This is a genomic window from Nocardioides sp. NBC_00368 (genome assembly GCF_036090055.1).
In the GTDB taxonomy this organism is placed as follows: Bacteria; Actinomycetota; Actinomycetes; order Propionibacteriales; family Nocardioidaceae; genus Nocardioides.
On the sequence record NZ_CP107970.1, the window covers coordinates 2,944,923 to 2,957,695 of the forward strand.

Annotated in this window: 15 protein-coding genes; 4 read left to right on the top strand and 11 right to left on the bottom strand. The window is 71.0% G+C overall.

Annotated elements, in window-relative coordinates; translation table 11 throughout:
• Window positions 1–5: 5 nt before the first annotated feature.
• Window positions 6–1,037 (bottom strand): GlxA family transcriptional regulator, encoded by a 1,032-nt coding sequence (locus OG984_RS14115; RefSeq protein ID WP_328532182.1) that lies wholly within the window; start codon window positions 1,035–1,037, stop codon window positions 6–8.
• Between the two features lie 106 nt (window positions 1,038–1,143).
• On the opposite strand from OG984_RS14115, the gene OG984_RS14120 reads away from it, so the two are divergent.
• The gene (locus tag OG984_RS14120; RefSeq protein WP_328532183.1) at window positions 1,144–1,590 is read left to right on the top strand and encodes a MarR family winged helix-turn-helix transcriptional regulator; all 447 of its coding nucleotides are present in this window, start codon (window positions 1,144–1,146) and stop codon (window positions 1,588–1,590) included.
• Window positions 1,591–1,592: 2 nt separating this feature from the next.
• Here the strand turns inward: OG984_RS14120 and OG984_RS14125 are convergent, their stop codons facing one another.
• From OG984_RS14125 to OG984_RS14140, 4 genes are all read right to left on the bottom strand, one after another.
• The gene (locus OG984_RS14125; RefSeq protein ID WP_328532184.1) at window positions 1,593–2,783 is read right to left on the bottom strand and encodes an acyltransferase family protein; all 1,191 of its coding nucleotides are present in this window, start codon (window positions 2,781–2,783) and stop codon (window positions 1,593–1,595) included.
• A gap of 77 nt (window positions 2,784–2,860) precedes the next feature.
• The gene (locus OG984_RS14130) at window positions 2,861–3,247 is read right to left on the bottom strand and encodes a hypothetical protein (RefSeq protein ID WP_328532185.1); all 387 of its coding nucleotides are present in this window, start codon (window positions 3,245–3,247) and stop codon (window positions 2,861–2,863) included.
• Between the two features lie 84 nt (window positions 3,248–3,331).
• Window positions 3,332–4,153: an aldo/keto reductase gene (locus OG984_RS14135; RefSeq protein ID WP_328532186.1), complete on the bottom strand. Its 822-nt coding sequence runs from the start codon at window positions 4,151–4,153 to the stop codon at window positions 3,332–3,334.
• A 29-nt stretch (window positions 4,154–4,182) separates the two neighbouring features.
• Window positions 4,183–5,364: an MFS transporter gene (locus OG984_RS14140; RefSeq protein ID WP_328532187.1), complete on the bottom strand. Its 1,182-nt coding sequence runs from the start codon at window positions 5,362–5,364 to the stop codon at window positions 4,183–4,185.
• Window positions 5,365–5,503: 139 nt separating this feature from the next.
• On the opposite strand from OG984_RS14140, the gene OG984_RS14145 reads away from it, so the two are divergent.
• Window positions 5,504–5,950: a MarR family winged helix-turn-helix transcriptional regulator gene (locus tag OG984_RS14145; RefSeq protein ID WP_328532188.1), complete on the top strand. Its 447-nt coding sequence runs from the start codon at window positions 5,504–5,506 to the stop codon at window positions 5,948–5,950.
• Window positions 5,951–6,279: 329 nt separating this feature from the next.
• Here the strand turns inward: OG984_RS14145 and OG984_RS14150 are convergent, their stop codons facing one another.
• Genes OG984_RS14150 through OG984_RS14160 form a run of 3 tightly spaced genes read right to left on the bottom strand, consistent with a single transcriptional unit; the run spans window position 6,280 to window position 8,364 of the window.
• Entirely contained in the window at window positions 6,280–6,888 is a 609-nt protein-coding gene (locus tag OG984_RS14150) for a response regulator transcription factor (RefSeq protein WP_328532189.1), read from the bottom strand.
• On the bottom strand, window positions 6,885–7,946 hold the full coding sequence (locus OG984_RS14155; RefSeq protein WP_328532190.1) for a sensor histidine kinase: 1,062 nt from the start codon (window positions 7,944–7,946) through the stop codon (window positions 6,885–6,887). Before OG984_RS14155 ends, OG984_RS14150 begins: the two co-directional genes overlap by 4 nt.
• A gap of 10 nt (window positions 7,947–7,956) precedes the next feature.
• Window positions 7,957–8,364, bottom strand: a complete 408-nt coding sequence (locus OG984_RS14160; RefSeq protein ID WP_328532191.1) for a DUF6069 family protein — start codon at window positions 8,362–8,364, stop codon at window positions 7,957–7,959.
• A gap of 135 nt (window positions 8,365–8,499) precedes the next feature.
• On the opposite strand from OG984_RS14160, the gene OG984_RS14165 reads away from it, so the two are divergent.
• The gene (locus tag OG984_RS14165; protein ID WP_328532192.1) at window positions 8,500–9,153 is read left to right on the top strand and encodes an NAD(P)H-binding protein; all 654 of its coding nucleotides are present in this window, start codon (window positions 8,500–8,502) and stop codon (window positions 9,151–9,153) included.
• Window positions 9,154–9,162: 9 nt separating this feature from the next.
• Here OG984_RS14165 and OG984_RS14170 read toward each other — a convergent pair whose 3' ends face one another.
• On the bottom strand, window positions 9,163–9,681 hold the full coding sequence (locus tag OG984_RS14170) for a mycothiol transferase (RefSeq protein ID WP_328532193.1): 519 nt from the start codon (window positions 9,679–9,681) through the stop codon (window positions 9,163–9,165).
• Between the two features lie 23 nt (window positions 9,682–9,704).
• On the bottom strand, window positions 9,705–10,778 hold the full coding sequence (locus tag OG984_RS14175) for an NAD(P)H-dependent flavin oxidoreductase (RefSeq protein WP_328532194.1): 1,074 nt from the start codon (window positions 10,776–10,778) through the stop codon (window positions 9,705–9,707).
• A gap of 64 nt (window positions 10,779–10,842) precedes the next feature.
• On the opposite strand from OG984_RS14175, the gene OG984_RS14180 reads away from it, so the two are divergent.
• A complete protein-coding gene (locus OG984_RS14180; protein WP_328532195.1) occupies window positions 10,843–11,424 on the top strand; it encodes a dihydrofolate reductase family protein in 582 nt (193 codons plus the stop codon).
• Between the two features lie 19 nt (window positions 11,425–11,443).
• Here OG984_RS14180 and OG984_RS14185 read toward each other — a convergent pair whose 3' ends face one another.
• A complete protein-coding gene (locus OG984_RS14185; RefSeq protein WP_328532196.1) occupies window positions 11,444–12,769 on the bottom strand; it encodes an alpha/beta hydrolase family protein in 1,326 nt (441 codons plus the stop codon).
• Between the last annotated feature and the right edge of the window lie 4 nt (window positions 12,770–12,773).

Sequence of the window (12,773 nt, forward strand, 5' to 3'; positions counted from 1 at the left end):
AGGACTCAGTCGGCGAGCTCGAACTCGGCTCGTCCCCGGGCGCGACCGCGCTCGGCGGAGAGAGCGGACCGGAACCGGCGCTGATACTGCGACGGCGAGATGCCGAGGCGCGTGACGAACGTACGCCGCAGCGCCTCCGGGCTGCCGTATCCCGACTGCACCGCCGCCTCGGTCACGCTCGCGCCGACCTCGAGGTGCATCCGGGCGAGGTCGAAACGCACCGCTGTGACGTACTCCGAGGGCGTCTGGCCGAGCTCGTCGCGGAAGCGCCGGGCCAGATGGCGCGGGCTGGTCGAGACGAGCCGGGCGAGGTCGGTCACGGTCCACGCACGAGTGGGATCGGCGTCGACCAGATCGGTCGCACGGCGCACGATCGACGCCGGTTGCGCCCGGGCCCGCAGCGGGACCGAGTACTGCGACTGGCCGCCGGAGCGCTGCAGGTAGACGAGGAGGAGCTGGGCGACCTGTCGCGCGATGTCGGCCCCGTGGTCGTCCTCGACCAGGGCGAGCGCCAGGTCGATGCCCGCAGCGACACCGGCCGAGGTCAGGATGTCGCCGTCACGTACGAAGATCGCGTCGGGGTCCACGCGCACGCGCGGGTACAGCCGCTGGAGCTCCGGCGCGAACTTCCAGTGGGTCGTCGCGCGCCGGCCGTCGAGCATGCCGATCTCGGCGAGCACGAAGGCACCGCTGCAGATCGAGACCACCCGCCGGGCGCGCGAGACCAGCGAGATCGCCGCCTCGGTCACCGTGCTGCGTACGAACTCGTGGGGTGGCAGCTCGCTCCCCGGCACGATCACCGTGTCGAAGTCGCCCGCATCGTGGGCCGCACCGTGCACGGAGACCCGGTTGCCGAGAGAGGTCACCACGTCCTTCCCGTCCGGCGAGAGCAGCAGGATCTCGTAGGCGTCCACCGCCTGGTTGGCCTCGACGAACACCTCGGCGGGACCGACGTAGTCGAGCGTCTTCACGCCGTCGAAGAGCAGGAATGCGATGCGGCGGCGGGCACGGGACGGGGGCTTGGATATGTCGTTCACTCCTCGGGGCGAATTACCTTGCGTACAAGGAATCTACGCGGCACTTACCTTGCACGCAAGGCTTCTCCGCCAAAAGGCTTGCGCGCAAGGGTTGTAAGGTGGGCCCATGACAGAGACTCGCCACAGCCTGGAGCTGAGCGAGCAGCTGTGCTTCTCGCTCTACACGGCGCAGCGGCTCGTGACCGCGGCCTACCGACCGATCCTCGACGCCCTGGGCCTGACCTATCCCCAGTACGTCGCCATGCTCGTGCTCTGGGAGAGCTCCCCCGTCACCATGGGCGAGCTCGGCGAGCGGCTGGGCCTCGACTACGGCACCGTCACGCCGCTGGTCAGGCGCCTGGAGGCGGCCGGGCTGATCACCCGCGAGAAGCGCCCCGAGGACCAGCGCAGCGTCCGACTGCGCCTGACCGACGCCGGCACCGAGCTCCGCAGCCGGGCCGAGGGCGTGCCCGACACCATCGCCGAGGTCATGGCGCTGCAGCCAGAGGAGTTCACCATCCTCAAGGAGTCCCTCGACCACCTCAGCGACAACGTCGCCCAGCGCCTGCGCTGAGCTCACCGCATCCCGAACAGGAACCGGGTCACCGGCGTACGTCTGACGAGGAGGTCGTAGAGGCCGACCGTGAGCAGCAGCGAGACGGCGACGATGACCACGTACTGAAGGAGCGCCGGAAGAGGCCAGCCGATCACGACGTACGCGACGCCGACCACGACCGGCTGATGCAGGATGTAGATCGGCAGGATCGCCGGGCCGAGATAGCCGGCCAGCCGAGCGCGCAGCGACGAGCCACCCTCTCGCGACGAGGCCCGCGGGCGGTCCAGCAGCCCGAGGATCGCCACGACCGCGCACCAGCCGACGGCTCCGTAGAACGCGCGGCCGACCATCGCGAGCGGGCTCGACTCGACGAACGGCTCGTCGGTGAGGAAGAACCCCGGGGCGCCAGCGCAGAAGAGGAGCACGGCCGCCACGAGCGCGATCCGGCCGACCCGCTGCATCGCGTCGAGGAGGCGCTCGTCGGCGGCGATGAGCAGGCCGAAGGAGAAGAAGAGCAGGTACGCCAGGCGGTGCCAGCCGCCGTAGTCGACCTCCAGCCCCCACACCGCGCACACCAGCGCCAGCGGGAGGCCGGCGAGCAGGATCGTCCACGGCCGCCGCTCGACCGTCCGCGCTCCCACCGACAGCGCACGCGCGCGCCACGCGCCGGGCAGCAGCGCCACCGGCACCGCCACCACCAACGAGAACGCGAGCAGCAGCACCACGAACCACAGGTGCCCCGACTCGAACTGCTCACCACGGACCAGGAAGGGCAGCCGCCCGAGCGAGAGGTGGACGTCGAAGAAGATCGGGAGGTACTCGACGTACGACTCGTCGTGGCCGTCCGCACGCCACCGCAGCCACTGCGGGAACGGCAACAGGGCGAAGACGGAGAAGACCAGAGGTACGCCGAGGCGGCGCAGCCGCTCCAGGACGAACCCGCCCCCGCCGCGGCGGCGCAGCGACTGCGCCGCCCCGAACCCCGCGATCACGAAGAGCAGCGGCATCGCCCAGACCACCACCGGCCCGGCTGCCATCGCGAGCGGCGCCGTGGTGTCGCTGTGGACGTAGAAGTCGGTCTCGGAGTCGAAGACCAGCGCGGAGTGGAAGAAGACCAGCCCCACGACCACCAGCGCCCGCAGCGCATCCATCTCCGAACGCCGCTCGGGCCGGGCGGCGCCCTCCGCCTCCCCCGCCGGCACGGTCGTCATGACGCCTCAACGTAGCCTCGCCCGACTGCCCTGTCGCCCTCAATTGCCGGCGGCTGGGAGGACCGGCGCCGGCCACCTCAGTCGGTCAGACGCAGGTCGTCCCCGGCACGGGGCGGCAGGTTGGAGAGGGCGGTCTGGACCAGCGCGACGCGGGCCTTGACCGTGACCGCCCGGCGGAGCCGGCCGACGTCGTCACCGATGTGGCGCTCGACGGACTCGCGGATCTGCTCCTCCGGGAAGGACGGGCGACCACCGACCGGGACGTCGACGTCGGGGAGGTCGGTGAGCACCGGGAAGATCTGGGTGCCGATGCTGTCCAGGAGCTTGAAGCGCTGGAACCGGTCGGTCTCGTCCCAGACCTTGTCGATGTCTGCACCGCCCTTGCGGAACTTCCGGCCGGAGGCCAGGAAGGTCTTGGCCGTCCCGGTCAGGGCCACGGTGAGCTCGTGCTCGGTCAATCGCATGAGCCAAGCATGCCTCCAACCAGGACGGACACCACCCCTGGGCCGATCACCGATCGATAACACCTGCCCCGGACGACCAGGACGTCAGGCGGCGTTGAACGTCGCCGGGTCCGGGCCGGTGCGGCCGTCGCTCTCCAGGGCGTCGATCGCGGCGAGGTCGGCGTCGGTGAGATCGAAGCCGAACACGTCGATGTTCTGCGCGATCCGCGACGGGGTCACCGACTTGGGGATCACGATCCGGCCCTGCTGGAGGTGCCAGCGCAGGATCACCTGGGCGGTGGTGCGGCCGAGGCGGTCGGCGATCGCGGTGATGACCGGGTTCTCGAGCATGGCGCCCTGGGCGAGCGGACTCCAGGCCTCGGTCGCGATCCCGAGCCGGTCGTCGGCGGCCGCCGTCGCGCGCTGCTGCAGGGCCGGGTGCAGCTCGATCTGGTTGACCGCCGGCACCGTGCCGCCGAGCCCGACGATCCGGTCCAGGTGCTCGGGCAGGAAGTTCGAGACGCCGATCGCGCGGGTCCGGCCCGCGGCGTACAGCTCCTCGAGGCCCTGCCAGGCACCGGCGTACAGGTCTCTGGCCGGGGTGGGCCAGTGGATCAGGTAGAGGTCGACGTGGTCGAGGCCGAGGAGCTCGAGGCTCTTCTCGTACGCCTCGGCCGGCCGCTCGTGGTCGGCGTTCCAGAGCTTCGTGGCGATGAAGAGCTCCTCGCGGGCGATGCCGGACTTCGCGAGCGCACGGCCGACGCCGGCCTCGTTGCCGTAGACCGCCGCGGTGTCGATGCTGCGGTAGCCGGCCTCGAGCGCCGCGGTCACGGCCGCCTCGGTCTCGTCGTTCGGCACCTGGAAGACGCCGTAGCCGAGCTGCGGCATCTCGACGCCGTTGTTCAGGGTGATGGTCGGGATGGTCATGACTTCCTTCACTTCGAGGTAGGTGAGGTTCAGGCAGGAACAGGAACGGACGTACGCCGCTCGCCCCCGGGCGCACGGACGGCGACCAGCAGCACCAGCAGACCGAGCGCCGTGACCCCGGCTCCCGCCCACAGCGGCGAGGTGTAGCCGAGTCCGGCGGCGAGGGTGAGGCCGCCGATCCACGCGCCGAGCGCGTTGCCGACGTTGAAGGCGGCGATGTTGGCGCCGGAGGCGAGGGTGGGCGCCCGGTCGGCATACCCCATCACCCGCATCTGCAGGGCCGGCACCGTACCGAAGCCGACCGCGCCCATCAGGACCAGCGCGACGACGGTCAGCACCTGGCTGGTCGCAACGAGGGCGAACACGGCGAGGACGACGGTCAGCGCGGCGAGGAGAACGCCGAGGGTGCGGACCAGGTCGCGGTCGGCGGCGCGGCCACCGACGATGTTGCCGAAGAACAGCCCGACGCCGAAGAGGACGAGCAGCAGCGGCACCGCACCGGCGGAGAAGCCGCTGACCTCGGTCAGGGTGAAGGCGATGTAGGTGAACCCGCCGAACATGCCGCCGTAGCCGAGCACGGTCAGGGCGATCGAGAACCAGACCTGCGGGCTGGCGAAGGCGGCCAGCTCGGTGCGTACGGCCGGGGTGGCCTCCTCGTTGCGGCCGGTGTGGGCCGGGACCAGGAGGGCGATGCCGACGAAGGCGATGACGCCGATCACGGTGATGGCCCAGAAGGTCGAGCGCCAGCCGGCGGCCTGGCCGAGCAGGGTGCCGAGCGGTACGCCGAGGACGTTGGCGAGGGTGAGGCCACCGAACATGAAGGCGATGGCACTCGCCTTGCGCTCCGGGGCGACCAGCTGCGCGGCGACGACGGCACCGATGCCGAAGAAGGCACCGTGGCACAGGGCAGCGATGATCCGGCCGACCATCATCGTGGCGTAGTCGGGCGAGATCGCCGAGATCAGGTTGCCGATGATGAAGAGCACCATCAGGCCCAGCAGGGCGAACTTACGGGGCACGCGGGTGAGCGCGAGGGTCAGGGCGATGGCGCCGATCGCGACGCTGAGGGCGTAGCCGGAGATGAGGTAGCCGGCGGTGGTCTCGCTGACCGCGAAGTCGGCGGAGACCTCGGGCAGCAGGCCCATGATGACGAACTCGGTGAGGCCGATGCCGAACCCTCCGATCGCGAGGGCTAGCAGTGCGACGGGCATGGATGACTCCTGAACGTGGACGGTTGCGTCTGTCGATAGTCCGCGTGCGCAGTAGTTGCACACGCTTTATATTTATAGTTGCACGCGCGCACTATCCGCGCAACTCGGGTATGCTGGAGGTGTCCACGAAGGAGGACCCATGGGAATCGCCGATGACGCCGTCGAGATCCGCGCTCAGGGCTGGCGCACGCTGGCCGCGGTGCACGGCCTGATCGAGGCCGCGCTCGAGAAGGCGCTGCAGCGCGAGCACGGGCTGTCCGTCGTCGAGTTCACCGTCCTCGACGCGCTCAGTCGCCAGGACGGCTGGCACATGCGCATGCAGCAGCTGGCCCGCGCGGCGGCCCTCTCCTCCTCGGCGACGACCCGACTGGTGACCCGCTTGGAAAACCGCAACCTCCTCACCCGGATCCTGTGCGCCGACGACCGGCGCGGGATCTACACCGAGCTCACGCCCGCGGGGCGGGCGCTGCTGAAGAAGGCGCGTCCGTTGCACGACGAGGTGCTGCGTACGGCTCTGGACGAGGCGGCCGAGATCCCCGAGCTTGCGCCGCTCGTGCGCGCGCTCGGGTCGTTGTCGCCCGCCTGATGATGCCGGCGCACAAGCCCACGGGTTTCGCTGGTTGCTAGCTGGCGCCGCTCCGGGCGAGGTCGGGGTGCGGGGTGAATGAAAATTCGTTCGCCATCGTTGGGTGAACGAACTTTCATTCACCCACGCCGAGTGGTCGAATTTTCATTCGACCCTCGCGGGTGAAGGAATTTTCGTTCACCATCGCCGAGTGAACGAGCTTTCATTCACCCCTCGCGGCTGAAGGAATTTTCGTTCACCCGGTCTGGGCACCCCTGCTCGAGGACCGGCGAAAGAGATCAGCCCGGCCAGGAGATCAGCCCAGCCAGGAGATCAGCCCAGCCAGGAGATCAGCCCAGCCAGCCGTTGCGGCGGGCGGTGAGAGCAGCCTCGGTCTTGTTGCGGGTGCCGGTCTTGCCGATCGCGGCGGAGAGGTAATTGCGGACGGTGCTCGGGGAGAGGAACAGGCGCGAGGCGATGTCGGCGATGCTCGACCCGTCCTCGGAGGCCGCGAGCACGTCACGTTCGCGCGAGGTCAGCGGGTTCGGGGCGGCACGCAGCGTGGCGGCGGCCAGGTCGGGGTCGAGAACGGTCTCGCCGCGCAGCACCCGGCGGATCGCGTCGGCCAGCTCCTCGACCGGTCCGTCCTTGACGAGGAAGCCGACCGCGCCCGCGGCCATAGCCTCACGCACGTAGCCGGGCCTCGAGAACGTCGTCAGGATCATCACCCGGCACTCCGGGAGCCGCTCGCTCAGCTCGCGCGCCGCCTGGAGACCACTGATGCCGGGCAGCTCGATGTCGAGCAGGGCCACGTCGGGACGCACCTCGAGCGCCGTCGGCACGATCTCGGTGCCGGCGCCGACCTGGGCGACCACCTCGAGGTCGTCCTCCAGCCCGAGCAGCACGGCCAGCGCGCCACGCATCATCGCCTGGTCCTCTGCCAGCAGGATGCGGATCACGACGCCGGCACCCGTGCCTCGAGGCGGAACCCGTCAGACCCGGGCCGTACGTCGAGGCGACCGTCGACGGCACGCAGCCGCTGCCGCAGGCCCTCGAGCCCGCCGGACCTCTCCGCTTCCGGTGGTCCGCCCACCCCGTCGTCGACCACCGCGAGCCGATACTCGCCGCTGTCCTCGGTGAGCTCGAAGCGGCAGCTGGCCGCCCCGGAGTGACGCAGCACGTTGGTGGCGCCCTCACGCACGACCCAGGCCAGTGCCTGGCCGGCGATGTCGGGCACCTCGGGCGGAGCAGCAGTGACCGACGTACGGATCCCGGCGGCGTCGAGAGCGCGGCGCGCGCCGTCGAGCTCCTCGGCCAGGGAGAGCGTCTTCATCTGGTCGACGGCGACCCGGACGTCGGCCAGCGCGGCCCGCCCGACCTCCTCGATGTCGGCGGCATGCGCGGCGGCTGCCTCGGGGTCACGAGCCGCCAGGCGGCGTACGGCCTCGGCCTTGACGACCATCACGCTCAGCGTGTGGCCGAGCAGGTCGTGAAGGTCTCGGGACATCCGGGCACGCTCGTCGGCGACGGCCGCACGGGCCAGCTCCTCGCGAGTGCGGCGGAGCTGCTCGACCGCCTCGATCAGCCGCAGGAAGGACGTCGTGGTGATGCCGCTGAGCAGCGTGCCGCCGACGCTGAGCAGGTAGGCGTCGCCGACGCCCTCGATCACCGCGATGGAGACGGCGACACCGGCCGTGGCCGCGGCGATGGCGACCAGCAGGCGCCAGCCGCGCAGCACCGCCGGGGAGACGATGGCCAGCACGCCCCACACCGTCTGCCAGCCCTCGCCCTGCATCGCGGCCAGCACGATCAGCGCGGCGAGGACCGGCAGCAGGACACGGACCCTGCCGGTGACGACCAGCGCGACCGCGGCCGCGGCGACGGCCAGCACCAGGACGACCTGGCCGACGGCAGGCATTGCGTCGGCGGAGAGGTTGAGCAGCGGAAACAGCAGCAGGACCGGTAGCCAGACCAGCACCACGCCGTGGCGCTGAAGGTGACACCTCAGGCCGGACACGCTCGTCACTTTACCGTCGCCGCAGGCCGGCGATGACCACAACGGCCACGACGACGTGCAGGCTCACGAGCCCCAGCCCCGCGGCCACGGTGAGCGCGCTGGTCGGCGTGATCAGCGAGACCAACGCGATCGCGACGGCGAGCATCGTCCAGCGCCTGGTCCCGCGCTCGGAGCGGCCTTCCCACCACCGCAGCAGCGCGCCACCGGCGAGCCCGATCAGCAGGCTGCTGAGGATGACCGAGCCGATTCCGATCTGCTGCGCCCCCGACCCCGACTTCACCTCGAGGTCCACTCCCCCGGCCGCGGTCCACAGCAGCCAGACGACCGTCGCCGCGACGGCCGCAACGGCCGCCGTTCCCACGATCCGCGGCCACCCGATCCGGGTGCGCTGCGGAACCTCGTTCGTCACCGTTGTCATGCGAGTCCTCCGTCTCCACCACCCACCGTGGGTGCTGTCTCCAGACTCGCGCCGGACGAACCTCGGGCGGCAGATGTGAATGTCCGGACCCGACGATGACAATTGTCAGTGGCCTCGTATGCCTAGGGTGAGTGCATGCGCATCGCCATCGTCGGCGGCCACGGCAAGGTCGCCCTGCACCTCCATCCGATCCTCGCCGCCGCGGGGCACACCCCGGTCGCGCTCGTACGCAGCGAGAGCTACCGAGCCGAGCTCGAGGCGCTCGGGGCCGAGTTCGGCCTGCTCGACATCGAGAACCAGGACGCCGACGGGTTCGCTGCTGCCTTCGCGGGCTGCGACGCGGTGGTCTTCGCCGCCGGAGGCGGCCCCGACGGCAACAAGGAGCGCAAGCGCACCGTCGACCTGGAGGGCTCGACGAAGTCGATCGCGGCCGCGAAGGCCGCAGGCATCAAGCGCTTCGTGCAGGTCTCGGCGATCAACGTCGACGAGCCGGTCCCGGCCGACGCCGGCGAGGTGTGGAAGGCCTACGTCGAGGCCAAGCGCGACGCCGACATCGCCCTGCGCGACAGCGATCTGGAGTGGACCATCCTGCGTCCCGGCGGCCTCACCGACGAGCCCGCGACCGGGCGGGTGAAGCTAGCCCCGAAGCTCGACCGCGACACCATCCCGCGCGCCGACGTGGCCGCGGTCATCGCCGCCGTGATCGACGACGCCGCCACCGTCGGCAAGCAGTGGGAGCTGGTCTCGGGCGACGCCACGGTCGACGAGGCCATCGCCGCCGTGCTCTGAGGCTCGCTCTCAGCGGAGAGCGAGCAGCCCCTTGACGTACGCCGCCTGGCCGATGTGCTGGGCGGCGTCGTCGACGACGCTGACCAGCCGCACCGCAGCAGTGACCGGCGGGTCCCAGCGCTCGTCGATGACCCGCGCGAGATCCTCGTCGCTCAGCGAGTCGACCAGCTCGAGGGTCGCCGCGTGGACGGCCTGGTAGTAGCCGGTCAGCAGCGTCGGATCCTCCAGCCGGAAGGCCGCGACCTCCGCGGCGGACTGCCCATACCCCATCGCACGCGGCCGATAGGGCAGCCCGAACCGCTCCACCCAGCCGTCCCGCGCCCACACCTCGTCGGTGCCGGCGAGCGGTGCGATCTGGGCATCCTCCATCCGGCCGATGTGCCACAGGGTCCAGGCGATCGAGTTGGCCCCGTCGTACGGCCGCCACAGCAGGTCGTCGACCGAGAGGCCGTCGACGATCGCGGGGAGGTTCTCCGCGATCCGGCCGAAGCCGTCCGCGAGCAGGCGCTGGGAACAGGTTTGGCTCATGCCCTCCGTTCTACACCGCCGTCCTACTCCTCGTCGGGAAGGAGTCTGCGGGCCTCGCTCCACATCCGGGTGACGATGTCGGCCGCGGGCTCGGCGACGGCGCGGCCGGCGGCCTGCCCGGCCCAGTGGTTGGCACGGTCGAGAGCCACCGCCGCGGTCGCGTCGGGCGTGCCCTTGCGCCACCTGCCGACCAGTCGGCGCTGGTGCGGGTAGGGCGCGGGCGAGGGCGAGTCCGGGGCCTGCCAGGAACTCACGTAGGGCGTCGGGGCGGCACGGCCGAGGCGGCCGGAGTAGGCCCGGGTGGCGACCGTGTCCTCCGGCTCGAGCCCGTCCAGCGAAGCGGCCCAGGCCTCGGCGATCCCGGTCTCGGGCGACCTCAGCAGCGCGCTGCCGACCTGCACGGCGCTCGCGCCGAGGGTCAGCGCCGCGGCGACACCACGGCCGTCCGCGATGCCGCCGGTCGCGACGACCGGCAGGTCCACGCCGTCGACGATGTGCGGGAGCAGGGCGAACAGCCCCACGGCCGTACGCTCCGCCGTCTCCGCGTCGAAGACGCCACGGTGCCCGCCGGCCTCGAGTCCCTGCGCGACGATGGCATCCGCACCGGCCTCCTGGGCGGCCCGCGCCTCGGCCAGGGTCGTGGCGCACGCGAACCAGGCGATCCCGGCCTCGTGCAGACGGTCCACGTAGTCGGGCGAGAAGAGACCCATGATCGAGGAGACGACCGTCGGCCGGGCGGCGAGCATCGCCTCGCACTGCTCCTCGAACGAGGGCGCGGGAGGCTGCTCGGGGCCCGGCGTACCGAACCTCCCGAGGAACTCCTCGGCGGCCGAGATCCTGGCCGGGTCGTCGTCGATCGGGTCGGGGATCCAGATGTTCAGCTGCAGCGGCCCCGTCGACATCGACCGGAACTCGGCGGTCCACTCCGCGATCCGCTGCGGCGAGTCGAGCACCACCCCCGCCGCGCCCATCCCGCCGGCATCGGCCACCGCGGCGGCCGCCGCGGGCGGACAGGCGCCCGCCATCGGCGCCTGAAGGATCGGCATCGAGAGGCCGTACGCCTCGCAGAACTCCTGAGCACGTCGTCGGGCCGTCATGCCTTCACGGTAGCGCCCGGAAACCTCTGGCGCTGTCCGAGTCCGTCACGGCAGGATCGGGCGCATGCGCACCCTCATCTACTCAGCGTTCGTATCCCTCGACGGCGTCGTCGACTCCCCAGGAGGCGGGTCGCCGTCCGAGCAGCACCGCAGCGGTGGCTGGACGTATCAGGACATCGAGTTCCTCCCGGAGGCCTACGCCATCAAGGGCAGCGAGATGGAGGAGGCCGGCGCGCTGATGTTCGGCCGCCGCAGCTACGAGGCCTTCGCCCCGATCTGGCCCGACATCGAGGACTTCGCGGTCGTGAAGGAGATCCCGAAGTACGTCGTGTCGACCACCCTCGGCGACGACGCCCTGGTCGAGGGCTGGGGCCCGCAGAACATCGTGAGGTCGCTGGACGAGGTCGAGCAGCTCAAGCAGGGCGACGGCGGCCCGATCCTGATCGCCGGCAGCGCCGAGCTCGCCCGCAACCTCTCCGACGCCGGCCTGATCGACCGCTACCACCTGCTCGTCTTCCCGGTCGTGCTCGGCGCCGGAAAGACGATGTGGAGCGAGACCGACAAGGACAAGCAGATGCTGAAGCTGGTCGAGTCGGAGACCTACGCCAACGGCATCCTCAAGCTCGTCTACGACGTCGTCCGCTGACGGCGGCCAGGACGTTCGCTCAGGGGCAGCGCGCGTAGAGGCGGCGTGACCCGGTCCCGTACGCAGTGGGATCGGTGAACGCGCAGCCGTAGTCGGGTGCGGCGACCGCGACCCGGTCGAGCACGTCGTCGCCGGCCGGGCGGTCGCCGTGCTCGACCCAGTCGACGAGGTCACCCCAGGCGGCCGAGGCCTCGGCGGGGCTGAACTCGCAGTGCCCGGCCGACCGGATCGCTCGCTGAACCACCAGACCGTCGCGATGGTGACGCTTCACCTCACGCAGATAGATCTGCTCCAGCGAGAACGGCACGAACATGTCGCCGAGGTTGTGCAGGCTCACCACCGGCGCGCTCGGCCGGCCGGAGATACGCGAGGGGGCGTTGAGCCGGTGGCTGTAGCGCCCGGCCGGGTCTGCGGGGTCGATCCGCTCGATCTGGCTGTTGAGATCGACCGGCGAGCTCGGGGTGTAGACCGTGTCCTGGTTGGTCGCGACCCGGGCGATGTTGAAGGCCAGGGTGCCGCCGTCGTCGACCGAGGGCAGCGAGAACAGGAAGTCCTTCCACTGCCCGAAGGCCGCCACCGCGCCCGGCCGCGGGCCACCGCTGCGCTCGATCGTCATCGCCCGCAGCTGCTCGCCCTCCGGGGTCAGCGTGCCGTCGAGCCCCAGCCGCTCCTTGATCACCGGGACGTCGACGCTCTGGTAGTCCTCGTCGTAGGGGTAGGCGTCATACCCGGCGAGCGCCTGGGCGCCGAGGTTGTAGTCGACGAAGAAGTCGAAGAGCTCCACGTCCCCGAGCTGCCCGCACATCGGCATCGCGCCGTCGTAGAAGCCCGGATACTGCTCCAGCGAGCGCCCGATCACGTGCCCACCCATCGACACCCCGGTCACGTACGTGCGGCTGGCGCCGCGGGGCAGCAGCTCGGAGGCGTACGTCGCCAGGTCCCGTGTCGAGCGCACCCCGGCGCCCACGTCGTAGCCGTTGGTCGAGTAGCTCGACGCCGCCCAGGCATAGCCCTGCTCGAGGAACGTACGCCGCAGCCCGAACCCCGGGGTCTCGGGCGTCAGCGTGTAGCTGAGCCCGCGGTAGCCGTGGGCCCACATCACCAGCTCGCCGTTCCAGTCCGCCGGCACCTCGAGGATGTACGCAGCGTGCTCGTGCACGCCCTGACGCACCGTGGTCTCCTCGCCGCCGACGACGATCGGGGCCACCGCCGGGTTGCTGATCGTGTAGCCCGGCAGCGGCTGGTCACCGGGTGGCTCGGGGTCGGCGATGGCCGGGCCGGTCGAGGCGACCAGAGCGGAAGCGGTCAGGAGCAGGGCGAGGAGAGCGGCTGACGCACGAGGCATGCTC